The organism is Microbacterium testaceum StLB037 (assembly GCF_000202635.1).
GTDB lineage: Bacteria > Actinomycetota > Actinomycetes > Actinomycetales > Microbacteriaceae > Microbacterium > Microbacterium testaceum_F.
Genome location: NC_015125.1, coordinates 360,027 through 385,036 on the forward strand (window position 1 = coordinate 360,027; position 25,010 = coordinate 385,036).

A 25,010-nucleotide genomic window follows, 5' to 3' on the forward strand; every position below is an offset into this window, starting at 1 on the left:
TATCTCCCGCCGACCAGAGAATGTCCCACTTTTTGCTGGTGAGAAGCGCACCAATCGACCACGAGTGGGACACGCACCGCCATAAGTGGGACAAGGGCGCGGGAACGCGGCAAGCGCTGGCTACGCCGACTCGCGCACGCCCCCGCGTCGCGCGAACAACCAGCGCGGTGCGCCCAGAACCAGTGCGGCGCGAGGGACTAACGCGGCGCGCCCAGAATCAGTGCGGCGCGAAGGACCAGCGCGGTGCGCCCAGAACCCGCGCCGCGCGCACGCAGCGCACACGCCGACGCCCCGCCCCGCGCGAGCGGAACGGGGCGTCGAAGCGGAATGCTCAGCCGAACAGGGCGGCGGCCTCCTCGTAGCGGTACAGCGGCACGCTGTTGAGCTCGCCGAGCGCGTCGGCGAAGGGGACGCGCACGATGTCGGTGCCGCGCATCGCGACCATCTGCCCCCAGGCTCCCTCGTGCAGGGCGTCGGCGGCGTGGAGGCCGAGGCGCGTCGCGAGGACGCGGTCGAACGCCGACGGCGAGCCGCCGCGCTGGATGTGGCCGAGGACCGTCGAGCGGGTCTCGATGCCGGTGAGGCGCTCGATCTCGGGGGCGAGGAGCTCGCCGATGCCGCCGAGGCGGGGACGGTTGAAGGCATCCAGGCCCTTGTCGCTGAAGGCCTCGTCCATGCCGGTGAGCTTGAAGCCCTCGGACACGACGACCAGAGGCGCGCGACCGCGGTCGTGGGCGCGGGTGACCTGCTCGACGATCTCATCGATCGACATCGGCACCTCGGGGATGCAGATGACGTGGGCGCCCGCGGCGATCCCGGCGTGGAGCGCGATCCAGCCGACGTGGCGCCCCATGACCTCGGCGACCATGCAGCGCTGGTGCGAGTCGCCGGTCGTGCGGAGGCGGTCCATGGCATCCGTCGCGATGTTGACGGCGGTGTCGAATCCGAACGAGTAGTCGGTGGCGCGCAGGTCGTTGTCGATCGTCTTCGGCACGCCGAGGACGTTGATGCCGTCCTTCGACAGACGGTCGGCCGCGGCGAGGGTACCCTCGCCGCCGATGGCCAGGATGCCGTCGATCCGGTGCCCGTAGAGCGTCTTCGAGATGTTCTCGGCGCCGCCGCGCACGCCCTCGTAGGGGTTGGTCCGGCTCGTGCCGAGGATGGTGCCGCCGACCTTCGACAGCCCCTTCACCTCGTGGCGCGTGAGGGGGAAGAAGTCGCCGTCGACCACGCCGCGCCATCCGTCACGGATGCCGACGAACTCGATGTCGTAGTTGGTCGTGCCCTTCAGCACGACGCCACGGATGACCGCGTTGAGACCGGGGCAGTCGCCGCCGCTGGTCAGGATGCCGATCTTCATGGGCAAAGTCCTCAAGTGCTGTGGTTCGGGTGGAGGGTCGGCGCCGTTGCCGTCTTCGACCCTATCGCCGCGGGCGGGAACGGTGCCACACGGCGAGTCCGGATGCCGACGCCGGAGCCGTCCCACCCCCGTCCGAAGGGCACGAACGAACCGTCAGGCGACGCGCCAGGCCGGGCCGTCGCACACCCACTCCTCCTCCGGCGCCGATGGTTCGACCGGGGTGAACCAGAACGTCTCGTCGGGTCCCCACCCGGCCACGGTGCTGGCACCGAGGTCACCGAGTTCGATGACCCGACCCGCCGTGGCGAGATATCCGCTCACGCTCAGGTGCACCCCCGCGGCTTCCCCCGCGACGGCCGCCCAGTCGGGTTGCACCCACATCCCTTCGCGGCCCGTCGTCCACTCCCAGACGTTGCGTCGGCTCGCGGTCAGAGGGAACGGATGCCGCCGGCACAGCGCCGCCCAGGCCTCGGGGCCGTCGATCTCGATGACCTCGCCGTCCGGTGCAGCGATGGGCTGAACGTGTGCGGACGTCCATCCCAGGGAGTCTTCGACGAGCGTGAGACCGACCGGTCCCCCGGCTGCGCGCACGCGCGTCGAGCGGGGAAGGCGGGCGGCAGGCGTCGACCACCACGAGCCGGAGCGGCGGACGTTGTCGAGCTGCTGCGCGAAGTCGACCTCTTCCGCGACCTGCTCGCTGCGCCACCGGGCGGAGATCTCATCGGGGGCCTCCGTCGACGCGGGATAGTTCTCCCAGCGGACCCTCGCCTGCGCGTTCCGCTCGACCCCGCTCTCCCACCACTCGATTCCCGGAGTGCCGGCCACCGCCGCCGCGACCCTCTCGAGCACCGGACGCAGCTCTTCGGTTCCGGCCAGCACGTCCTCACCGGAGGGCGGCTGCCAGTACGCGGCGAGGTCGACGGCGATGGACAGCGCCTCGAAGAGCAGCGCGTCCGTCAGCTCGGGCATCGCGACGCGCTCCAGCGCGGCTGCGGCTTCGGCGGGCGACACCTCGGGCTCGGTGAACGATGATGAATCGCCTCCGATGGCGAGGATGGTCCCCGGATTCTCGGCGAGCGCTCGCGCGGCCCATGACACGGCCCACGTCGCGTCCCGCACCGCCGGCCCGTCGGGGGCCAGCCGCAGGACCTCCAGACACAGACGGCGCCCACGCGGGCCCGCGAGAAGCATGTCGACGGTGAGAGGCATGCCCCGACCCTAGCGAGGGGCACCGACAGGGAGGCGGCGGGGTGTGCGGTCCCTTCGACAGGCTCAGGGACCTCCTCGACACCACCTCGGCCCCTTCGACAGGGTCAGGGACCCCGATGACACCACCCCGCCCCTTCGACAGGCTCAGGGACCTGCGCGCCACCCCCTCGCCAAGCTGAGGAAGCTACGCCGCGCCGCGGGAACACACGAACGCCCCGAGGTCGAGACCCCGGGGCGTTCGAGAGGCGACGGCTCAGGCCGCGCCGAGCGCCTGGCGCAGCAGGTGCATGAGCGCCGAGAGCTGCACCGAGTCGCTGGAGCCGGGCTCGATCGCCTGGCCGTCGAGGGCGCGGGCGGCGAGCCCCTCCTTCGAGTCGATCAGCTCGGCGATCTTCGTGTCGATCGTGTGCGCGGCGATGATGCGCCACGCGGTCACGGGCTCTTCCTGGCCGATGCGGTGCACGCGGTCGATCGCCTGCGTCTGCTCGGCGGCGGTCCACGACAGCTCCGCGAGCACGACGTTCGAGGCGGCCTGCATGTTCAGGCCGACGCCGGCGGCGGTCAGCGAACACACCGCGATCCCGACGTCGGGGTCGCTGTTGAACGCGTCGATGGCGGCCTGTCGCGCCGTGGACGTCTGCTCTCCGCGCACCGACACCGCCTTCAGACCGGATGCCTTGAAGTGGGCCTCCGCGGCATCCATCACGTCGATGTGCTTGGCGAAGAACACGACCTTGCCGACCGAGCGCTGCAGCTGCACGGCGTAATCGGCGGCGAGGTGCGCCTTGGCCTGACCGATGCGGCGGACCATCGTGAAGACGTTCTCGCTGCCGGAGCCGGCGGCCTTGGACTCCTCGAGCTCGCCGTGCGCCACGAGACGCACGATGTCGTCGTCGATCTCGCCGGGCGCGAGGCCCCGGTCGCCGCGCGCCTCGAGGATGCGACGGTACTTCGCCGCGAGCCGGGCACCGAGTTCGCGCTCGGCCTGACGGATCGAGCGACCGTACTCGTCGTCGAGCTCGACGGGGAGGTCGGCGACGAGCTTGTCGGGCAGGTCGGCGGCGACGTCCTTCTTCTTGCGCCGCACGATGCCCATCGAGATGACGGCCTCGCGCGCCTCGGGGTAGAACGCCTTGTCGGCGGGGGTCAGGCCCGTGGCATCCAGTTTCTCCATCAGCTCGGGGCCGGGCTTCTCGCCGTTGGTCCAGCCGAGGAAACGCCAGATCGCGTCGAAGTCCTCGACGTCGTTGATCAGCGGGGTACCGGTGAGGGCCAGCAGGAGCGGGTCGCGCGTCTGCTGGCGGACACGGGATGCCAGGGCGAGCACGTTCTGCGAGCGCTGCGACGTGAGGTTCTTGATGAAGTGCGCCTCGTCGACCACGATGCCCTTCAGGCCGATCGACGACAGCCACGAGAGGTGACGGTCGAGGATCTCGTAGTTGACGATGAAGACGTCGGCGAAGGCGTCGATATCGGCCCCGCCTCCGGAGATGACGGTCGCGCGCCGCTGCGGCGTCCAGCGCTGCACTTCGCGTGCCCAGTTCATCTTCACGACGTTCGGCACGACGACCAGCAGCGGGTAGGCGTCGGCGACGGAGGCGGCGAGCACCGACTCGGCCGTCTTGCCGAGGCCCGGCTCGTCGGCGAGCAGGAACTCGCGGTGTCCGAGGCGCACGGCCTCGAGGAAGCGCGACTGGTGCGGCATGACCTCGAGTCCGCGCGGCGAGAGCCGGTCGAACTCGGGGACGGGCGGCAACTCCATGCTCGCGGCCGATCCGCCGGCGCCGATCTCGAACGCCTTGTAGAGCGGGCCCATGAGCTCCCAGCCGTCGAGCCGGCGGCGCGGGGCGTCGCCGGTCGAGCGCGGGGTGAGGTCGGGGGCGAGGAAGGGATTGGCCATCTGGCGCGCCTCGATGGAGGGCGGGATGACCTGCTTCTCGGCGAGGGCAGCGGGCACGACCGGAGCGATCTTGGGCGCGGTGTCGGTGATGATGAGCTCGTCGGGCGGGAGCTCCGCGCCCGACTCGAGCAACCAGTCGCGGCGCATGCGCCGCGCGACGGGCGAGGTGGCCTGGTCGACCTCGAGCAGCTGGATGAGCGACGTGTCGCGCGCGGCGGTCTTGGCGAGGATCGTCGCCACCCCGTCGAGGCGCTTCAGCAGCTCGGCCCGAGCGGCGTCGGTGATCTCGGTGTCGGCCTTCACCCGGGCGCGCTCTTCGCGCACGAGGAAGGCGATCACCTGGAACTTGACGCGGTTCGTCGGCCCGAGCTTGCCGCGCTGGGCCTTGGCCTCGACCTCGCGCACCTTGCGCGCGAGGATCGGGATGACGGGGGCTTCGTCGTCGCGTCGCGAGGACGTGGTCTTCCTGCGCCGCTGGCTCGAGCCTCGGGACGCGGTTGCCGTGGTCGGCATGCTCCTCCTGAGCGTGTCGTCCGGACACCTGTCCGGAACGTTCCGGCGCGAGGCCGGCGGATCGGTGACCCCGGAGAACATCGCGCGGCACGCCGCCTGAGCGGCGGTACCGGCGACCCGCGACGCGTCTACGCCGGAACGGCTCGCGAGACAGCGGGTGACGGGGTCGACACCATTCTAGCGTCCGTAGCGGCGGATCGCGTGTGCTGTGCACAACTCGGCGCCGCGCGGTCGCCGGTCGCGCGGTCCAGGCCGCATTTTCGGGGCGCGTCGGGGCGTTCGGGGCGGGTGACACCCCGCCCCGAACGTCGGAACGCGCCCCGCACCGACGGGCGACCCGCCGCGGCGGCGTCGTCAGGCCGCGCGGCGTCAGGCCGCGCGGCGCAGCCGCAGGCTGTTCAGCACCACGAACACGCTCGAGAACGCCATCGCCGCCCCCGCGATCATGGGGTTCAACAGGCCCAGGGCGGCGAGCGGGAGCGCCGCGACGTTGTACGCGAACGCCCAGAAGAGGTTGCCGCGGATGATGCGCATCGTCCGGCGACTCAGGGCGACCGCGGTGACGATCCCGCGCGGGTCGTCGCGCATCAGAGCGATGTCGCTCGCGTGGAGTGCGGCATCCGTCCCTCCGCCCATGGCGATCCCGAGATCCGCGGATGCCAGAGCGGCGGCGTCGTTGACCCCGTCACCGACCATGGCGACCGTGCGCCCCTCGGCACGCAGCGCCGCGATCTCGTCGACCTTCCCCTCCGGGAGGACTCCCGCGCGCACGCGCTCGATGCCCAGCTCGGCGGCCACGGCCCGGGCGATCCGCGGGTTGTCGCCGGTCAGCAGCACGGGCTCCAGCCTCATCCCGCGCAGGCGGGCGACGGCCTCAGCGCTCTCGGGCCGCACGGTGTCGGCGATCTCGATCACGGCGCGGGCGCGCATCGCACCCTCCGCGTCCGCCCAGCCCACGACCACGACCGTGCCGCGTTCTTCGCCCTGTTCGACCGCGGTGGCGAGGGCGGGCGTGAGCGCGGCCCCGCGCTCGACGATCCACGCGGGACGCCCCGCGAGGATGCGCACGCCGTCGACGGTGCCGATCACCCCTCGCCCCGCGATCGCCTCGAGATCGGCGGCGGTCGGCCCCTCCCCCGCCGCCGCGACGATCGCCGCGGCGACCGAGTGCTCCGAACCGCGTTCGACGGCGGCCGCTCGGGCGAGCACGTCCGCGGCATCCTCCCCCTCGACGGGGACCACATTCGCGACGCTCATGCGTCCGCTCGTGAGGGTGCCCGTCTTGTCGAGCACGATCGTGTCGATCCTCTCGGCGGACTCGAGAGCCTCCGGCCCGGTCACGAGCACCCCCAGCTGGGCACCGCGACCGGTTCCGACGAGGATCGCGATGGGGGTGGCGAGCCCGAGCGCGCACGGGCACGCGATGATCAGGACGGCCACCGCAGCCGTGAAACCGGCCGCGAGCGGTTGCCCGGCGACGATCCACGCCACGAGGGTCAGCGCGGCGAGCACGATGACGACGGGCACGAAGACGCCCGAGATGCGGTCGGCGAGACGCTGCACGCGGCTCTTGCCGAGCTGCGCGTCCTCGACGAGCCGCGCGATGCGGGCGAGTCGGGTCTCTTCGCCGACGCCGGTGGCTCGCACCGCGAGTCGACCTCCCGCCGCGATCGTCCCGCCGGTGACCTCGGACCCCGCGGCCACCTCGACCGGGACCGACTCCCCCGTGAGCATGCTCTCGTCGACCGACGCGTGACCGTCCACGACCACGCCGTCGGTGGCGACGACGCTGCCCGGGCGGACGACGAACACGTCCCCCACCGTCAGCTCGTCGACGGGGATGCGGCGCCCGTCCGCCAGCTCGGCCTCGCGCGCGCCGAGATCGAGCAGGGCGCGGAGCGCGGCCCCCGCGCGACGGGTCGAGCGCTGCTCGATGAAGCGACCGAGCAACAGGAGCACGGTCACGGCAGCGGCGACCTCGAAGTAGACCACCGCGCTCGCGTCGTGCACGGGCCCGAAGAGCATGACCTCGTGCCGGATGCCGATGCGCCCGGCGTTTCCGAAGACCAGCGCCCACACGCTCCAGAGGTAAGCGGCGAAGGTGCCGAGCGTGATGAGCGTGTCCATCGTCGCGGCACCGTGGCGCGCGTTCCGCAGGGTGGCACGGTGGAACGGCCAGCCGCCCCACAGCACCACCGGCGTCGTCAGGGCGAGCGAGACCCACTGCCAGCCCGGGAACTGCCACGCCGGCACCATGCCGAGGGCGACGACCGGGATCGCGAGGGCGGCCGAGACGAGCAGACGGGTGCGCAGCGGCGTCGCCCCGGCCGCGTCGGCGGTGTCGTGGACGTGTCCGCCGTGGTCCTCGCCGGCGTGGTCGCCGCCGTGGTCGTGGGCGCGCTGGTCGTGCGCGCTGTCGCCGTGCGCGCCGTCGCCGTGCGCGCTGTCGCCGTGCGCGCCGCGGGCGGCCGGTTCGAGACCGTCGCCGGTGAGGGCGTCGACCGGGCCGCCCGGCGCGGGAACCTCGATCGGGGTCTCGCCCCTCGGCGGCACCGAGACCGCGTCACGCGAGACGCCCCGCGTCCGCACGGTCGCGTCGTATCCGGCTGATCGCACCGCCTCGACGAGGGCCGTGGTGTCGAGCCCGGCCGGATACTGCACCCGCGCCGTCTCCGTCGCGAGGTTCACCGCCGCGCGCACGCCCTCGACGCGTCCCAGACGCTTCTCCACCCGGGCGACGCAGCTCGCGCATGTCATGCCCTCGATGTCGAGCACGGCCTCGGCGACGCCGTCGCCGGACGCCGTGGCATCCCTCGTCCCGTCCATGGTTCCTCCTCGGGTCTCCCCGTCGAGAACAGGATACCCCCTGGGGGTATTCCGAGGTCGGGACGAAAATCGAATCCCCGCGGCGCTCGCGACCCTACGCTGGATGAGTGAGCGACGCGATGACGAAGGAACAGCGGGTGGTGCTCACCGTCGCCGTGCTCGCGTCATTCGTGTCGTTCCTCGACGGCACGGTCGTCAACGTCGCCCTCCCCGCCATCGCGCGCGACCTCGGCGGGGGCCTCAGCACCCAGCAGTGGGTCGTCGACGCGTATCTCGTGACGCTCGGCGCCTTCATCCTCGTCGCGGGTTCGCTCAGCGACGTCCTCGGCCGCGTGCTGGTCCTGCGCATCGGCCTGATCGGGTTCGCGCTGACCTCCGTCGCGATCGCGGGGGCCCCGACAGCCGAGTTCCTCATCATCGCGAGAGCGCTGCAGGGCGTCGCGGGGGCCCTGCTCGTCCCGAGCTCCCTCGCGCTCATCACCTCGACGTTCCGCGGGGCCGCCCAGGCCCGTGCGATCGGGATCTGGACGGGTGCCACCACGATCGCGATGCTCGCGGGGCCGCTCGTCGGCGGTCTCTTCGTCGACACGCTGTCGTGGCGTCTGGTGTTCCTGGTGAACGTTCTGCCGATCGGGGTGACGATGTGGCTGCTCGTGCGCCTGGGCCACGCCGACCATCGCCGCCCGGGAGCCCGGGTCGACATCCTCGGCGCGGTCCTGTGCGCGGCGGGACTGGGCGGCATCGTCTTCGCGCTCATCGAACAGCCGAACCTCGGGTGGGCGTCCCCGGTGATCTGGATGCCGGGAGTGCTCGGCATCCTGTCGTTCGCCGGTTTCCTGGTACGACAGCGCCTCGCCCGGCAGCCGATGATGCCGTTGGGCCTGTTCCGCTCGCGGAACTTCTGGGCGGGCAACCTCGCGACCGTCTTCGTCTACGCGGCGCTCTCGCTGAACGGCTTCGTGGTGAGCGTCTACCTGCAGCAGGGGGCGGGATTGTCCGCGACCCTGGCAGGCCTCGCGTCGCTGCCGAGCACGATCCTCATGATCCTGCTGAGTTCGCGCATGGGAGCCCTGGCTGGAAAGTATGGCCCCCGACTGTTCATGACCCTGGGGCCGTTGGTGATGGCGGCGGGAGGGCTTCTCCTGCTGGGCGTCCGCTCCGACTTCGACTACTGGACGCAGGTCCTGCCGGGCATCGTCGTCTGGGGCCTCGGACTCACCGCGACCGTGTCCCCCCTCACCGCCGCCGTCCTCGGCGCGATCGAGAGCGAGCGCTCGGGGATCGCCTCCGCGGTCAACAACGCCGTCTCGCGCGTGGCCGGACTACTCGCGATCGCCGCGGTCTCGGCCGTGGTCGGGGGCTCGCTCGACCTGGAGGGGTTCCACCGGGCCGCGATCTTCGCCGCCGTGCTGATGCTGCTGGGGTCCACGGCGTCGTTTCTCGGCATCCGGAATCATCTGTCGCGCCGCGACTGACGCGCGCCGCCCACCCGTCTCCCCGCGCCGCGCCCCGCCCTGCTGTGACGCGCGCCGGATGCCCGCACCCTGCCGAGCCGACGACGCGAGGCACCGCACAAGACGACCGCGCGCCCCGGGTCAGCGCAGGATCGCGCGCGTGCGCTCGACGTCGTCGGCCATCTGGATGAGCAGGGCGTCGACACCGTCGAACGCGGTCATCCCGCGCACGCGCTCGACGAAGCGCACCTCGACGTGGTGCCCGTACAGATCGAGGTCGGTCTCGTCGAGCACGTACGCCTCGACCTGGCGCGCGTGCACGTCGTCGAAGGTCGGGTTCGTCCCGACGCTGATCGCGGCCGGGTAGCTGATCCGCCGCCCTCCCTCGACGTCGACGAGCCACCCGGCGTAGACGCCGTCGGCCGGCACGAAGCCCTCGAGGTCGGGCGAGAGGTTCGCGGTCGGATACCCGAGCTCGCGCCCGCGCTTGAGCCCGTGGACGACCTCGCCCCAGACCGAAGGAGCACGCCCGAGCAGGCGCGCGGCGGTGGTCACATCGCCCGCCGAGAGCGCCTCGCGGATCCACGTCGACGACACGCGTCGGTCGGCGTGCACCGCGCGGACGTCGTCGACCACGTCGACGCGGAAGCCGTGCGCGGCTCCCATGCGCGTCAACAGATCGGGGTCACCGGTGCCGCCCGCGCCGAAACGGAAATCGCGCCCCACGAGCACTGTACGGGCCTTCAGAGCATCGACGATCACGCGACGCGCGAACTCTTCGGCCGGAATCGCCGCGAGGGCTTCGTCGAACGTCAGCAGGAGAGTGGCATCCACTCCGGCCCGGTCGAGCAGATCGAGCTTCTGGTGCGGGCCGATCACGTCGGGCGGGCACCGGTCGGGACGCAGCACGCTCAACGGATTGCGGTCGAACGTCACCGCGACGACCTGCGCGCCGTCGGACGCGTCGACGCGGGCGCGATCGATCACCGCGCGGTGGCCGGTGTGCACGCCGTCGAATTTGCCGATCGCGACGACGGACGGGCCGAAGTCCGCCGGCACCTCCGCGGGGTCGCGGAAGACGATCACGACGCCGCCCGGCGGTGGCGCATCAGCCACCAGAGTCCGAGGAAGGGCAGCACGAGCGGGATGAAGAGGTAGCCGTACCCGTACACCGACCACACCGTGGGGTGCTGGAACAGCGCGGGATCGACGAGGCTCAGCGTGCCCACGACGAGCACGCCGACGAGCTCGAATCCGATCGCGACCCACGCCACGCGATACCAGGCCGGCCGCGCCGAGAAGATGAGGGCGAGGGTGGCGAGGATGTACACGACCGCGGCGAGCGCCGACAGCGAATACGCCAGCGGGGCGTCGTCGAACTCGCGCACGATCTGCACGAAGGAGCGGCCCGTGGCGGCGAGCGCCATGATGCCGTAGACGACGACGAGGACACGGCCGATGCCGGTCATCCCCCGGGTGCGGGTGGGAGTGGTGGATGCCATGACTCGACGATTCTAGTTGGCCCGCGGCGCCGCCGCCCGGCGTGGCCTCGCCCCCGGTCGGCGAGCCCGTCGGACGGTGGCTTCGACAGGCTCAGCCACCTCTGCTCCCAGGTCCCGTCGAAGGTCCCTGAGCCCGTCGAAGGTCCCTGAGCCTGTCGAAGGGACCGGACCTCACGCGCTCAGGCGAGCTGCACGGTCCAGATCACGTGCATGCGCCACACCATGACGGCGACAGCCAGCGCCGCGACCCCCATGATGACCGTGCTCCATCGGCTGCGCTCGATCAACGCCCACGCGGCACCGGCGACGGGCACCAGAGCAGCCGAGACGAGGTACGTCCAGAACTCCAACAGGCTTCCGGAGGGCGGGTTGCCCGCGAACGGCGCGATGATCGCCACGACGATCTGGACGATCAGAAGCAGCTCGATGAGCGCGAGAGAGCCGACCGTCACATCACCCGGGCGGCGGCCGATGAGACCCGCGACGATCGCCACGACCCCGGCGAGCACCGCGACACCCACCTGCGCAAGCGTGAACCACAGGATCATCGGGAGGCCTCCTCGGGCATGTTCATGACGCTCTTCAGCTGCGCGCCGCGCTTCTCGACGATGCCCACGAGCCGACCGTCGGGGTCGATCGCCGCGGCGACGGGTCCCGTCAGACGCCCTCCCCCGTCGATGCGCTTGCCGTGCCGTAGGTCTCGCGCCTCTTCCTCGCCGACGGCGATCGCCCCGACCACGACGGATGCGGCCGTCGCCGGGCTGATCAGCCGCTCCTCGGCGATGTCGTCGACGGATGCCGCGGCGGGGACGTCGAACGATCCGATCCGTGTGCGGCGGAGCGCCGTCAGGTGCCCGCCGACGCTGAGCGCGCGGCCCAGGTCGCGCGCGAGTGCGCGGATGTAGGTGCCGCTCGTGCAGTCGACGACGACGTCGAGCTCGATGACCCCGTCGCCACGACGGACGGTGAGCACGTCGAACCGCGACACCGTCACCCGCCGCGCCTTCAGCTCGACCTCCTCGCCCGCGCGGGCGAGGTCGTAGGCCCGCCGCCCGGCGACCTTGATCGCCGACACCGTGCTCGGCACCTGCTCGATCTCGCCGGTGAGGTCGGCGATGCCCGCGGCGATGGCGTCGTCCGTCACGTCCGTGGCATCCGCCCGCGACGTCTCGACCCCGTCGGCATCGTCGCTGTCGGTCGCGACGCCGAGCAGGATCGTGGCCTCGTACGTCTTGTCAGCGCCGACGATGTAGGTCAGCAGCCGCGTCGCACCCTCCACGCCGAGCACGAGGAGGCCCGTCGCCATGGGGTCGAGGGTCCCCGCGTGCCCGATCTTCCGTGTGCCGAGGGCTCGTCGCGCGCGCGACACGACGTCGTGGCTGGTGATGCCTCCCGGCTTGTCGACCAGGAGGATGCCGGGACGCACCATCAGCAGAAGTCCCCGAAGACCTGCACGGGGTGGGCCGGGTCGGAATTCTCGACGATGACCGAGGCGGTCGCTTTCGGCCGCGCGGTCGCGAGGTAGCGCTTCTCGGCATCCGGAAGCGCAGGGCGCGGCGCGCCGATCGGCGGGTTGCTCTCGAGCCACACGGAGAAGTTCCACAGGCCCCGACGCTCGGTGGTGTGCAGGAAGCGGCCGTCGACCACGAGGACGGCATCGCCCTCGCCCGCACGGAACGGCGCGACGATGCCCTCCCGCACGTCGAGCGCAGCATCGTCGACGCTCGCGCGCTCCACGAGCGTGCCGTCCTCCGCGAGCACCGCGGCGAAACCGTCGGCGAAGGCCCGCGCGCGCTCGCCATCCCGTCCGTCGACCGCGACGACCACGCGCCCGGCCCGGGCGTTCTGCCGCATCAGGTCGCGCAGGCTCCGCTGCAGAGTCTCGACGGGGTTCTCGGGCGACGACATGCCTCCAGCCTACGGTCGCCCACCGACATCGCCCTCCCGCCCCTCCCGCCCCTCCAGCCCCACCCCGCCGAGAAACGCCGATCCGCGCGAGACACGGCGCGGCTCCGCATGTCTCGCCGCGAAGGGCGTTTCTCGGCGCGCGCCGGGCCGCCTCCGGCCTCCTAGGCTGGAGGGATGCCAGGACTCGCCGCCCCGCTCATCGCGTGGTATCGCGACGCGGCGCGCGACCTCCCCTGGCGCCGCGAGGGCTTCGGCGCCTGGGGCACGCTCGTGAGCGAGTTCATGCTGCAGCAGACCCCCGTGGCGAGGGTCATCCCGCACCTCGAGGCGTGGCTCGCACGCTGGCCGACTCCGACCGACCTCGCGGCCTCGCCTCCCGCCGAGGCCGTGACGCAGTGGGCGAACCTCGGTTACCCCCGACGCGCGCTGTGGCTGCACCGCGCGGCCGTCGAGATCCGCGACCGACACGACGGCGTCGTGCCGCGCGACGTCGACGCTCTCCTGGCCCTGACCGGCATCGGCGACTACACCGCGCGCGCCGTCGCTGTCTTCGCGTACGGGGATCGGCATCCGGTCGTCGACACGAACACCCGACGGGTCCTCGCCCGCGCCGTCGAGGGGCGCGCGCAGCCGGGCCCCCCGCACCGCCGCGACCTCGAGCGGATGGATGCCGAGCTGCCCGACGACATCGCCGCGTCGGCGATCGTGAACGCCGCCGCCATGGAGCTGGGCGCGATCGTCTGCACGGCACGCTCGCCGAAGTGCGACCTCTGCCCGCTGGCCGCGCAATGCGCGTGGCGGGCGGCCGGCTACCCCGAGTCCGAGGATCTCCGGCGCCGACAGGCGAAGTACGAGGGCAGCGACCGACAGGCACGCGGTGCGGTGCTCAAGACCCTGCGCGAAGCCGCGCCCGCCCCGGTGCCGCTGTTCGCGATCGTGCCGGACTGGCCGGACGCCCGCCAACGCGATCGTGCGATCGACTCGCTCGTGGCGGACGGACTGGTCGAGATCGAGGACGATCTCCTCCATCTCCCCCGCTGACGACTCCCCGCCTCAGGACGCCGGGGCGCTCGCGCCCACCGGCCGACGATCGGGACCCAGCTCCGCCGCAAGGCGCGCGGGACGGAACTGCCCGAGCAGAACGAGAACGGCGATCACGACGGCGAAGACGCCCCACATGACCGCCCCGAGAGGCGAGATGACCGTCAACGGGGGCGTCGGTGCCCCGGCGGCGACGAAGAGCGCGACCATTCCCGCCGAGGCGTTGAACGCTCCGTGCGCGAACACGGCGGGCCACACAGAGGCGGTGCGCAGGCGGGTCCATCCGAGCAGGATGCCGAACAGCACGCACCCGACGATCATCAGCAGCACGCCGAGGGCGTTCGGCTCCGCGAAGTTGTAGCCCAGCAGGATGAGCGGCGCGTGCCAGAGGCCCCAGAACGCCCCGGAGATGAGCAGGGCGGGCCAGGTTCCGAGCGGCCGGAGGGCGGGCAGCAGCCAGCCGCGCCAGCCGAGCTCCTCACCGAAGGCCAGGGGCGCGTTGAACAACGCCCCGAGCGGAATGGTCGCGAGCTGCACGACCACCAGCACCCCCATCGGAGGAAGAGGCGTTCCGGCCGGGACGGCGCTCTGGAGGGTCTGGGCGAAGCCCGAGAAGCCGACGAGGTCCAGAGTCAGGATGCCGGTGACCGACATCACGAAAAGCCCGAGCGCCACCAGGACGGGAGCGGCGAAGATCACGGCGACGCACGTCCAGATCGTCCGTGCCGCGGGGCGCAGCGGCCACATCCCGAGTTCGCGGAGGACGACGCGCGCCCCTCGTCGCCCCCGCGTGCGACGCTGCACGAGGAGCGCCGCCACGGTCGCCAGGGCCGGCGTGAACATCATCCCCGCGGCGACCACCCCGAAGAAGGGGTCGGCGAGCCCCCGTCCGCCCAGCCAGAGGGGAAGGGCGATCAGCCAGGACAGCGCCAGCGACGTCACCGCGAAGACGGTGAGGGCCGGCCAATCAGGTCGATTCTGTACGTGCATGCATCGAACCTAGAACCGGGGAGGAACGGGCACCTCCCCCGCGAGACGGACCTTCGCGCCGGACAGACGGAACGGCCGGATGCCAGCCCCTCGGGGTGGCATCCGGCCGCGTGATCCGCGGGCTCAGGCCCGCTTGTCGTCTTCCGCGTCGTCGTCTTCGGCGTCGTCGTCTTCCGCGTCGTCGTCTTCGGCGTCGTCCTCGCGCGGCTTGACGTAGGGGTCAGCCTCTCCGGCGTAGGTGGCGGACGCGGCGAGACCGGCGACCGACTCGTCCCGTTCGCGCGCCTCGCGCAGCAGAGCCGAGATGTGGTCGGCGTTCTCGGGGATCGCGTCGAGGATGAACTCGAGGGTCGGGGTGAGTCGCGTGTTGAGGTTCTTCCCCACCTCGCTGCGCAGCATGCCCGTCGCCGACTTCAGCGCCGCCGCGGTGTCGTTGCGGTGCGCCTCGTCGCCCATGACGGTGTAGAACACCGACGCGTGCTGAAGGTCGCCCGTGACGCGCACGTCGGTGATGGTCACGAAGCCGAGCCGCGGGTCGCGCAGCCCCTTCTCGAGCCGCTCAGCGAGCACCACGCGAATCCGGTCCGCCACGCGGGCCTGTCGTTCCCCTGCCACTGCCTTCTCCTTCTCTCATACAGCCACGAGTGATCGCGGCAGGTGGGCGTCCGGCTACGGACGCCGCCCCCAGCGTAGGGCGGAGGGGGTGTGTGTCTCCACGAGCATCGGGGTAGGGGCCCCGCTCTGCTCGGGGAGATGCACACCCCCGCAGGCCGAAGCGGGAGCCGCGCCCGAAGACGCGACCCCCGCCCAGTGAATCAGCCTCGCGGCTTCTCGACCATTTCGGTGGTCTCGATCTCGTCACCGATCTGGATGTCGTTGAACTTGCCGAGACCGATACCGGCCTCGAAGTCCGTACGCACCTCGGTGACGTCGTCCTTGAAGCGACGCAGCGACTCGATGGCCAGGCCGTCGGCCAGCACGACACCGTCGCGGATGACGCGAGCCTTGGCGTTGCGCGTGATCGTTCCCGACCGCACGATGACACCGGCGATGTTGCCGAACTTCGAGGAGCGGAACACCTCGCGGATCTCGGCGACACCCGACTGCACCTCTTCGAACTCCGGCTTGAGCAGGCCCTTGAGCGACTGCTCGACGTCGTCGATCGCGTTGTAGATGACGGAGTAGAACCGCACGTCGACACCCTCGCGGGCGGCGCGCTCACGGGCCTTTGTGTCGGGGCGGACGTTGAAGCCGATCACGATCGCGTTGTCGATCGTGGCCAGGTTGATGTCCGACTCGGTGATCGCACCCACACCGCGGTGGATGATGCGCAGCTGGACGCTGTCGTCGACCTCGATCTTGAGCAGCGACTCCTCGAGCGCCTCGACGGCACCGGAGACGTCACCCTTGATGATGAGGTTGAGCGACTCGACCTTGCCCTCTTCGAGAGCGCGGGTGAAGTCCTCGAGCGAGATGCGCTTGCGAGCCTTGGCCAGCTGGGCGTTGCGCTCGGCGGCTTCGCGCTTCTCGGCGATCTGACGCGCGGTGCGGTCTTCCTCGGTGACGATGAAGACGTCGCCGGCGCGCGGGACCGAGTTCAAACCCTGCACCGACACGGGACGCGACGGGTAGGCCTCTTCGACCGCTTCGCCGTTCTCGTCCATCATCGCGCGGACGCGGCCGTAGGCCGTTCCTGCGACGATCGCGTCGCCGACGCGGAGGGTTCCGGACTGGATGAGCACCGTGGCGACCGAACCGCGACCCTTGTCGAGCTTCGCTTCGATCGCGACACCGCGGGCCGCCTTGTTCGGGTTGGCCGTGAGGTCGAGACCGGCGTCGGCGGTGAGCAGGACCGCATCCAGGAGGGCCTGGATGTTGAGGTTCTGTCGCGCCGAGACGTCGACGAACATGACGTCTCCGCCGTACTCCTCGGCGACCAGACCGTACTCGGTGAGCTGCTGGCGCACCTTGGCGGGGTTGGCATCGGGCTTGTCGACCTTGTTGACCGCGACCACGATCGGCACGTTCGCCGCCTGGGCGTGGTTCAGCGCCTCGACCGTCTGGGGCATGATGCCGTCGTCGGCCGCGACCACGAGGATCGCGATGTCGGTCACCTGCGCACCACGGGCACGCATGGCGGTGAACGCCTCGTGACCCGGGGTGTCGATGAAGGTGATCGCGCGCTCGATGCCCTCGTGCTCGGTCCAGATCTGGTACGCACCGATGTGCTGCGTGATGCCGCCGGCCTCGCCCGCGACCACGTTGGTCTGGCGGATGGCGTCGAGCAGTCGCGTCTTACCGTGGTCGACGTGGCCCATGACGGTGACCACGGGAGGACGGATCTCGAGATCGTCCTCGCTCTCGGCCTCGAGCTCGGCATCGAGGTCGAGACCGAAGCCCTCGAGGAGCTCCTTGTCTTCGTCCTCGGGCGAGACCATCTGGATCTTGTAGCCGAGCTCGGCACCGAGGACCTCGAAGGTGGCCTCGTCGAGCGACTCGGTCGCGGTGGCCATCTCGCCCAGGTTGAACAGGATGGTCACGAGCGTGCCGGGCTGCACGGTGTACCCGCGCAAGGCCTCGAGCTTGTCCGCGAAGTCCGCGATGGACGCACCGCGGCGCAGGCGGATGATCTCGCCGTTACCCTTCGAGACGTTGACGCCGCCGACGACCGGCGCCGACCGCATCTCGAACTCCTGCCGCTTCGCCCGACGCGACTTACGCTGCTTGGACTTGCCGCCGCCCTTACCGAAGGCACCCGCGGTTCCACCGCCGGGACCACGGCCACGGCCACCGCCGCCACCGGGACGACCGGCGAAACCACCGGCCGGAGCACCGCCACCGGGGCGCTGGAAGCCGCCACCGGCGCCGCCGGGACGACCGGGACCGCCGGGACGCTGCTGGAACGGAGCGCCGGGACGACCGCCGCCACCGGGCCGACCGGCACCACCGGGGCGCGGGGCACCGGGACGCGGGGCGCCGGGGCGCGGAGCCTGCGGACGCGGGATGTTGCCGGGCGTCGGGCGCTGACCCATGCCCTGCGCCGACGCGAACGGGTTGTTACCCGGACGCGGACCGGCGGGACGCTGGCCCATGCCCTGCGACGAGGCGAAGGGGTTGTTGCCCGGACGCGCGCCACCCGGACGCGGGGGCGAGCTGGGGCCGGGCTTCGGAGCCGTGGAGCCGGGGCTCGGCGGGGACGACGGGGTCGCCGACGGCGTGGTCGGCTTCGCCGCCGGAGCCGAAGGCTCGGGAGCGGATGCCGCGGGCGCCGCCTCCGCGGCAGCGGGGGCTGCCGGGGCAGCGGGCTTCGCGGGTCCGGGCGTGGGACCCGACGGACGCGCGCCGGGGGTCGCCGCGGGACGCGAGGGACCGGGGCGGGCGCCGGAGCCGGGGCGCGCCGCGGGAGCGGCGGGCTTGGCATCCGAGGATCCGGAAGAGCCCTCGGCCGCGAGGGCGGCGCGGAGCTTACGAGCCACGGGGGGCTCGATGGTGGATGAGGGGCTCTTGACGAACTCGCCGAGCTCCTTCAGCTTCGCAAGCGCGACCTTGCTGTCGACGCCGAGCTCGGAAGCGATCTCGTGCACGCGTGGTTTTGCCACAATTCTCCTGTCTGAGGGTCTACCCCGGACAGGGCAGACCGTTAGTTGCGGACGGGTCTCATTTCGAGCCGTTCACTTCGTGTCCATAGCCGTTCAGCCTTTTCGCTGGAGGGTTGATTCGAAGGTCTGCGTGTCAAGCGGGCCTGACACACGCAATGCTCGTACGAAGGCGCGACGCGTGAGTGCTTTCGTCACGCACGCGTCCGTCTCGTGCACCCACGCTCCCCGCCCGGGCAGGACCGCTCTCTCGTCTCTGACGAGGACCGACCCGTCCGCGACCACACGCAGAAGCGAAGATCGGGGGGCGCGTGCGCGGCATCCGACGCACGTTCGTACGGGATCCATCCTACACCTCGCGCCTACCGGGACGACGGACGCTCAGTTGTCTTCGAGGATGCTGTCGGGCTGGATGTCGATCTTCGCGCCGGTGAGCTTCGCGGCGAGGCGGGCGTTCTGCCCCTCCTTGCCGATCGCGAGCGACAGCTGGTAATCGGGCACCAGGGCGCGGACGGCCTTGGTCGAAGCGTCCAGGACGAACGACGAGGTCACCTTGGCCGGCGAGAGGGCGTTCGCGACGAAACGCGGCAGCTCGGCGTCGTAGTCGATGATGTCGATCTTCTCGCCCGCGAGCTCCTCGGTGACCGCGCGCACGCGGCGTCCGAGCTCGCCGATGCAGGCGCCCTTCGCGTTGACCGTCGGGTCGTTCGCCTTCACGGCGATCTTCGAGCGGTGGCCTGCCTCGCGGGCCAGCGACACGATCTCGACGAGACCCGCGGCGATCTCGGGCACCTCGAGGGCGAACAGCTTGCGGACGAGACCGGGGTGCGTGCGGGACACCGTGATCTGGGGCCCCTTGTTGCCCTTTGACACGCTCGTGACGTAGACCCGCAGACGGGACCCGTGCGCGTACGTCTCACCGGGAACCTGCTCCTCGGGAGGGAGGATCGCCTCGACCGTGCCGAGGTCGACGTGCACCATGCGGGGGTTCGGCCCCTGCTGCACGACGCCGGCGACGATGTCGCCTTCTTTGCCGCGGAACTCCCCGAGCACCGCGTCATCCGCGATGTCGCGCAGACGCTGGCTGATGACCTGCTTCGCGGCGAACGCGGCGATGCGGCCGAAGTCGTCGGGGGCCTGTTCCTCTTCGCCGATGACGGCGCCCTCTTCGTCGGTCACGGGCGTGAAGATGCCCACGTGACCGGTCTTGCGGTCGAGCTCGGCCCGAGCACCCGCGGGGATCTCGCCGCTGGGCGAGATGTGCTTCGCGTAGGCGGTGAGGATCGCCTGCTCGATGATGCGCGCGAGTTCGTCGAAGGGGATCTCCTTCTCGCGTTCGATCGTCTTCAAAAGTGCGAGATCGATGTCCACAAGGCCCTCCGTTGTTCAGCTTTCGTCGGCACGACCGGCGCCGACAACCCCCCTACGATACCCGGGATGCCGTGCACCTCGCGACCCGAGGAGTGCTCAGGATGTCATCGCACAGGGGTTTCAGAGGAGCTCGAGCGGATTCGCCGCGAGCTTGGCCACCACTCCCCCGTCGACCAACCGGCGAGCCGCCGTGTCCGGCTTGCGCGCGGCCTGGTCCTGGACGCACGCCCCGAACTCTGCGGCGAGCGCCCCGCGCGGGTGGGCCGCGAGAACCTCGGCTACGAAGGCGACGGAGAGGTCGTCGGGGCGTGCTCCCGAGATGTCGAGCGCGGTCGCGGTCTCGAGGAGGTAGCCCTCGGCATCCATCGACGGATTCACGCTCGGCCAGTTGTGGCGCACGACGACCTCGAGGACGCGCTGTCGCCGCTCGGGCGGCCAGCCGGCTCCGGCGGTGAGGGCGACGCCGACGTGACCTCCCGCGTGCTCGTACGAGATCGTGTGGTTGTCGAACTCCGTGACCGTGCCGATGTCGTGCAGCACCGCGGCGACGTACAACAGCTCGTGATCGATCCCGGCGATGCCGTCGACACGGGCGAAGGCCTCGGCCCACAGCCATGATCGCAGCGCGTGGGCGGTGATCGCGGGTGACTGGTACTGCTTCGCGAGGGCGAGGGCACCGCGAGCGGCGAGCGTGTCGGGCACGGGGATGTCGGCGATCTGCACGGGGCCTCCGGGTTCGGGTGGACCCCCACTCTGCCGCGCCCGCGTGCCCACCGGCAGGTGGACGGCGGTCACGGATCGGCGGCTTCCTGCCAGAGAACAGGATGCCGCTCGCCGGAACCGGCATCCGGGACCGGCATCCGGAATCGCTCAGCTGATCGGCGTGGCGTGCCAGATGCGGTCGAGGTAGTCGCGCATGGCGCGGTCGGAGGAGAAGTACCCGCTGCGCGCGACGTTGAGGATGGCCGAGCGCACCCACCCGTCCTGGTCCGCGTACGCGGCGTCGACGCGATCCTGCGCGTCGAGGTACGACCGGAAGTCGGCGAGCGCCATGAACCGGTCGTCGTACAGGAGGTTGGACACGAGCGGCTCGAACACCGACCGGTCGCCGTCCGAGAAGGCGCCCGAGGCGATGAGGTCGATCGCGCGCTGGAGCTCGCCGTCCTCCTGGTAGAAGTCGGCGGGCCGGTAGCCCTCGGCCCACAGGGCCTCGACCTCGGGCTCGCTCATGCCGAAGAGGAAGAAGTTGTCGTCACCGACGAGCTTGCGGATCTCGACGTTCGCGCCGTCGTCGGTGCCGATGGTGAGGGCACCGTTGAGGGCCAGCTTCATGTTGCCCGTGCCCGAGGCCTCCTTGCCGGCGAGCGAGATCTGCTCCGACAGGTCGGCGGCGGGGATGATGCTCTCGGCGAGGGTGACGTTGTAATTCGCCGGGTAGAGCACCTTGAGCTTGCCCTTGACGCGTTCGTCGGCGCTCACGACCTCGCCCACGGCGTTGATGAGGTGGATGATGCGCTTGGCCATGCCGTACCCGGGGGCGGCCTTCGCCCCGAAGAGGAAGGTGCGCGGCTGCACGGCATCCACGTCGAGGCGCCCCGAGACGATCCCCTCGTAGGTGCTGACGATGTGCAGCACCTTGAGCGTCTGCCGCTTGTACTCGTGCAGGCGCTTGATCATGACGTCGAGCATGTGACCGTCGTCGAGCGGGGCCTCCCCGCGCGCCTCGAGCACGTGGCTCAGACGGCGCTTGTTCGACGCCTTGACCGCGGCGAAGCGCTCCCGGAAGTCGGCGTCGTCGGCCAAGGCCTCCAACCCCCGCAGGCGCTCGAGGTCGACGGTCCACCCGGCGCCGAGCGCCTCGGTGATGAGCGCCGACAGCTCGGGATTGGCCAGGCGAAGGAATCGGCGCGGCGTGACGCCGTTGGTGACGTTGGTGAACTTGTCGGGCCACATCGCGGCGAAGTCTTTGAGGACGTTGTCGCGCAGCAGCTGCGAGTGCAGCTCGGCGACGCCGTTGACCTTGGAACCGGCGACCGTGGCGAGGTAGGCCATGCGGACGGAGCGGTACGGGTGCTCGCCGATGATCGACATGTTGCGGATGAGCATCTCGTCGTCGCCGAAGCGCTCGCGCACCTCGAGGAGGAACTCGTCGTTGATGCGGTAGATGATCTCGAGGTGGCGCGGCAGGAGGCGGCCGAGCAGGTCGACCGGCCACACCTCGAGCGCCTCGGGGAGGAGCGTGTGGCACGTGTACGCGAAGCACTTCTGCGTGATGGCCCACGCGGCATCCCATTCGAGCTTCTTCTCGTCGACGAGCACGCGCATGAGCTCGGGCACCCCGATGACGGGGTGCGTGTCGTTGAGCTGGAAGATCACGCGTTCGGGGAGGTTCTCGAGGGCGAAGTCGTCGGGCAGGACGTTCTCGATGAAGTCGGCGATGGATGCCGCGACGAAGAAGTACTGCTGCTGCAGGCGCAATTCCTTGCCCTGAGGCGTGGAGTCCTCGGGGTACAGCACCTTCGAGATGTTCTCGGCGAAGGTCTGCGCGCGCACCGACTCGACGTAGTCACCCGAGTTGAAGGTGTGCAGGTCGAAGGCATTGGTCGCGACCGCGCGCCACAGGCGCAGGGTGTTCACGCGGCCGTTGTGGTAGCCCGGGACCATCATGTTGTAGGGCACAGCCAGGACGTTCCACTCGGGCACCCAGCGCGTGCGCTCGACGCCCTCGTCGTCGTAGGTCTCGGTGTGACCCGAGAACGAGATGGTCTGCGCGGCCTCGGGGTGCGCGAAGTCCCACGGCGACCCCATGCGCAGCCAGGCGTCGGGCTGCTCGATCTGTTGTCCGTCGGCGAAGGCCTGGCGGAAGATGCCGTACTCGTAGCGGATGCCGTACCCGATGGTGGGGACGCTCATCGTCGCGAGCGAGTCGATGAAGCACGCGGCGAGGCGCCCCAGACCGCCGTTGCCGAGGCCGGGCTCGATCTCGACCTGGCGCAGGTCTTCGATGTCGATGCCGCACTGCGCGAGCGCCTCGGTGGCGATGTCGGTCAGGCGCGCGGCGAGGAGGTTGTTGTCGAGCTGACGCCCCAGCAGATACTCGGCCGAGAGGTAGCAGACGGTCTTCGCCTGCTGCGTCTTCTGATTCGCGCGGTCGTCGAACCAGCGCGCCATCAGGTAGTCGCGCACGGTGTAGGCGAGGGCCAGGTACTGGTCGTTGACGTCGGAGGTCGACAGCGTCACGCCCTGGTCGAAGTTCAGGTTCTGCAGGAACTGCTTCGTGAAGCCGTCGACCGAGGCCGCCGGAGCGACGACGGGCGCGATGGCCAGCGGGTGAGTCGGGCGGAGCTCTGAGCTTTTGTCGGGCACCTAACGACCGTAATCAGTCCCGCACCACCCTGCCAAGACGGCAATGGCCCCGACACATGATCTTCACCCGGACGCCGTATTGCGGGTCAGCGCAGACCGCACCCGTCGACGACCTGCGGTTTGCGCTCGATGAGGTTCTCGGTCCAGTCGAACAGCACGGGCAGGAAGCGCGACTTCGGCAGGATCGGACGCAGGTGGTCGTACCCGGCGTAGCTGGCCCAGCGAACCGGCTGGCCCTCGGCGCAGAGCTTGTCGATGTAGTCCCGCTGCAGCTTCGGCGGGATGACCTCGTCGTCCGCACCCCACGCCACGAGCATCGGGGTGCCGAGCGGCTCGATCATGGCGTTCTCGGCGAGGCGTCGGCCGAGGGCTCCGTCGGTGAGGTCTGCGTTGTAGAGCGGACGGTCCTCCGAGACGCCGAGCGCGGTGAGCACCGAGACGACGACGCCGGGCTCGGTGGGGCACCGCTGGGTCATCTCGAGCACGATCGAGCGCGACCCCTCCGCGATGTAGTCGTCGAGGTGCACGTCGGCGTAGGTCTCGGAGTACGGAACCAGCACCCACGACGTGATGACGGAGAGCATGGCGTTCGGCGGTCCCGAGAGCAGCTCCCGCGCGAGAGCGGGCGGGTCGGCGACGGGGGCCACCACCGCAGTGCCGAGCACGTCGATCCCGGGCGCGTAGTCCTTCGCGATCGCGGTGGTCCACAGGGCCGCGTGCCCGCCCTGGGAGTGCCCCCACACCACGGTGTCGGGCGAGAGCGTCAAATCGCTGCGGAGCTCGGCCGCGGCCAGCACCGCGTCCAGCGACGAGCGGGCCTCCCCCTTGCCGATCAGGTACGGGTAGGCGCCGGGGGCGCCCTGGCCTGAGAAGTCGGAGGCGATGACCACCCACCCGGCCTTCAGCGCTTGCTCGAGGGCCGGTATCGCCCAGCGCGTGGCCGTCGAGTCGCGCAGGCTCGGGGCGCAGCCCTGCGCGACACCGGTCGTGCCGTGGTTCCAGATGATGACGGGGCGTGGGCCGGGCGGCGGATCCTTGGGCGTGATGACCATGGCGCTCGCCACGGCGGGGCGGCTCACGGCATCCCGTGTCGTGTACAGGATCCGCGTGACGTCACCGTTCTGCGGGGCACGCCAGGGAGAGGCGGCGGAACGGATCAACCGTCCGTGACCGCCCGGCACCTCGGCGGGCGGGTTGTAGAACGCGTCCACGACGGGCGCCCCCTCGTGGAGCCAGTCGTTCACCCACCACCCGCCCGCGGCGGTGGCGACCAGCACGAGGGAAAGGGCGTAGCGTCCGGCCGCGGTCCATCGGGCGCGGCGCCGCCGACGACGGACCGCGCGCTCGGGATCGAACGGTGTGGCGCGAGGACGACGACGGATGCCGCCCACCCCGCGCGCGAAGACACCGACGCCGAACACGATCGTGCGGACACCGAACACGACGGCGAGCACGAGGACCGTGACATCGGGCCAGGTGAACGACAGTACGCCGAAGGCGATCTGCGCGACGCCCCACGCGAGCGAGAGCACGCGCGCGCTCACGGCACCGCCGGTCACGGCGCGTCCGACCGAGGCGAGACCGCCGATCACGAGCAGGACGGCGAGGACGGACGGAAGGAGCTCGAGACTGCGTCCGAGCCACACCAGCACGGCGATCCCCGCGACGATCCAGGCGATCGCGACAGCCCGCGCCCACCACCGCGTGGAACGGCCGAAGAGCTCGAACACGCCCATGACCACGGCACTGGCTCCGACGTACACGCCGAGGAGCACGATCGAGGTGAGTGGGCGCGAGACGATCAGTGCCCCGAGCAGCACCACCACGGCGCCGACGATGAGCAGCACCCGCGGCGGCGCGTTGCGCGTGAGCGCGGGAAGGGCGTTCCACCGGCGCACGAGCGGTCGGCGGGATGCGGGCATCAGGCCATGATAAACAGCGCCTCGGACGCCGCGCGCAACCGGCTGTCCTTCC

The 25,010-nt window shown here is 70.9% G+C and carries 19 protein-coding genes; 2 read left to right on the plus strand and 17 right to left on the minus strand.

All coding sequences use genetic code 11. From position 1 onward, the window contains the following. Positions 1-331: 331 nt before the first annotated feature. From MTES_RS01745 to MTES_RS01760, 4 genes are all read right to left on the minus strand, one after another. Positions 332-1,360, minus strand: coding sequence for a 6-phosphofructokinase (locus MTES_RS01745; protein WP_013583448.1), 1,029 nt, complete (start codon positions 1,358-1,360; stop codon positions 332-334). A 153-nt stretch (positions 1,361-1,513) separates the two neighbouring features. Further along, on the minus strand, positions 1,514-2,569 hold the full coding sequence (locus MTES_RS01750; protein ID WP_013583449.1) for a hypothetical protein: 1,056 nt from the start codon (positions 2,567-2,569) through the stop codon (positions 1,514-1,516). A 253-nt stretch (positions 2,570-2,822) separates the two neighbouring features. Then, on the minus strand, positions 2,823-4,982 hold the full coding sequence (locus MTES_RS01755; protein WP_013583450.1) for a DEAD/DEAH box helicase: 2,160 nt from the start codon (positions 4,980-4,982) through the stop codon (positions 2,823-2,825). A 369-nt stretch (positions 4,983-5,351) separates the two neighbouring features. Next, positions 5,352-7,808, minus strand: coding sequence for a heavy metal translocating P-type ATPase (locus MTES_RS01760; RefSeq protein WP_013583452.1), 2,457 nt, complete (start codon positions 7,806-7,808; stop codon positions 5,352-5,354). A 119-nt stretch (positions 7,809-7,927) separates the two neighbouring features. Between MTES_RS01760 and MTES_RS01765 the strand changes: the two genes are divergently transcribed. Further along, the gene (locus MTES_RS01765) at positions 7,928-9,283 is read left to right on the plus strand and encodes an MFS transporter (protein ID WP_043361868.1); all 1,356 of its coding nucleotides are present in this window, start codon (positions 7,928-7,930) and stop codon (positions 9,281-9,283) included. Between the two features lie 120 nt (positions 9,284-9,403). Here the strand turns inward: MTES_RS01765 and MTES_RS01770 are convergent, their stop codons facing one another. From MTES_RS01770 to MTES_RS01790, 5 genes are all read right to left on the minus strand, one after another. Next, positions 9,404-10,348: a bifunctional riboflavin kinase/FAD synthetase gene (locus MTES_RS01770; protein ID WP_013583454.1), complete on the minus strand. Its 945-nt coding sequence runs from the start codon at positions 10,346-10,348 to the stop codon at positions 9,404-9,406. Then, the gene (locus MTES_RS01775; RefSeq protein WP_013583455.1) at positions 10,345-10,764 is read right to left on the minus strand and encodes a hypothetical protein; all 420 of its coding nucleotides are present in this window, start codon (positions 10,762-10,764) and stop codon (positions 10,345-10,347) included. Before MTES_RS01775 ends, MTES_RS01770 begins: the two co-directional genes overlap by 4 nt. Before the next feature lie 179 nt (positions 10,765-10,943). Beyond that, the gene (locus tag MTES_RS01780) at positions 10,944-11,312 is read right to left on the minus strand and encodes a hypothetical protein (RefSeq protein ID WP_013583456.1); all 369 of its coding nucleotides are present in this window, start codon (positions 11,310-11,312) and stop codon (positions 10,944-10,946) included. Beyond that, positions 11,309-12,193, minus strand: coding sequence for a tRNA pseudouridine(55) synthase TruB (gene truB / locus MTES_RS01785; protein ID WP_013583457.1), 885 nt, complete (start codon positions 12,191-12,193; stop codon positions 11,309-11,311). Before truB ends, MTES_RS01780 begins: the two co-directional genes overlap by 4 nt. Beyond that, the gene (locus MTES_RS01790) at positions 12,193-12,672 is read right to left on the minus strand and encodes a GTPase (RefSeq protein ID WP_013583458.1); all 480 of its coding nucleotides are present in this window, start codon (positions 12,670-12,672) and stop codon (positions 12,193-12,195) included. Before MTES_RS01790 ends, truB begins: the two co-directional genes overlap by 1 nt. Before the next feature lie 174 nt (positions 12,673-12,846). Between MTES_RS01790 and MTES_RS01795 the strand changes: the two genes are divergently transcribed. Further along, positions 12,847-13,713: an A/G-specific adenine glycosylase gene (locus tag MTES_RS01795; protein WP_013583459.1), complete on the plus strand. Its 867-nt coding sequence runs from the start codon at positions 12,847-12,849 to the stop codon at positions 13,711-13,713. Between the two features lie 12 nt (positions 13,714-13,725). On the opposite strand, the gene MTES_RS01800 is transcribed toward MTES_RS01795, so the two are convergent. From MTES_RS01800 to MTES_RS01830, 8 genes are all read right to left on the minus strand, one after another. Next, positions 13,726-14,703, minus strand: coding sequence for a CPBP family intramembrane glutamic endopeptidase (locus MTES_RS01800; protein ID WP_013583460.1), 978 nt, complete (start codon positions 14,701-14,703; stop codon positions 13,726-13,728). Positions 14,704-14,826: 123 nt separating this feature from the next. Continuing rightward, a complete protein-coding gene (rbfA, locus tag MTES_RS01805; protein ID WP_013583461.1) occupies positions 14,827-15,318 on the minus strand; it encodes a 30S ribosome-binding factor RbfA in 492 nt (163 codons plus the stop codon). Between the two features lie 200 nt (positions 15,319-15,518). After that, the gene (infB, locus tag MTES_RS01810; RefSeq protein ID WP_013583462.1) at positions 15,519-18,302 is read right to left on the minus strand and encodes a translation initiation factor IF-2; all 2,784 of its coding nucleotides are present in this window, start codon (positions 18,300-18,302) and stop codon (positions 15,519-15,521) included. Positions 18,303-18,395: 93 nt separating this feature from the next. Next, positions 18,396-18,647 (minus strand): YlxR family protein, encoded by a 252-nt coding sequence (locus MTES_RS18745; protein ID WP_080575337.1) that lies wholly within the window; start codon positions 18,645-18,647, stop codon positions 18,396-18,398. A gap of 33 nt (positions 18,648-18,680) precedes the next feature. Next, on the minus strand, positions 18,681-19,670 hold the full coding sequence (gene nusA, locus MTES_RS01815) for a transcription termination factor NusA (RefSeq protein ID WP_013583463.1): 990 nt from the start codon (positions 19,668-19,670) through the stop codon (positions 18,681-18,683). Between the two features lie 120 nt (positions 19,671-19,790). After that, positions 19,791-20,393: an HD domain-containing protein gene (locus MTES_RS01820; RefSeq protein ID WP_043360896.1), complete on the minus strand. Its 603-nt coding sequence runs from the start codon at positions 20,391-20,393 to the stop codon at positions 19,791-19,793. A gap of 147 nt (positions 20,394-20,540) precedes the next feature. Then, the gene (locus MTES_RS01825) at positions 20,541-23,036 is read right to left on the minus strand and encodes a glycogen/starch/alpha-glucan phosphorylase (protein WP_013583465.1); all 2,496 of its coding nucleotides are present in this window, start codon (positions 23,034-23,036) and stop codon (positions 20,541-20,543) included. Between the two features lie 86 nt (positions 23,037-23,122). Then, positions 23,123-24,958, minus strand: a complete 1,836-nt coding sequence (locus MTES_RS01830; protein WP_013583466.1) for a lipase family protein — start codon at positions 24,956-24,958, stop codon at positions 23,123-23,125. Positions 24,959-25,010: the final 52 nt, after the last annotated feature.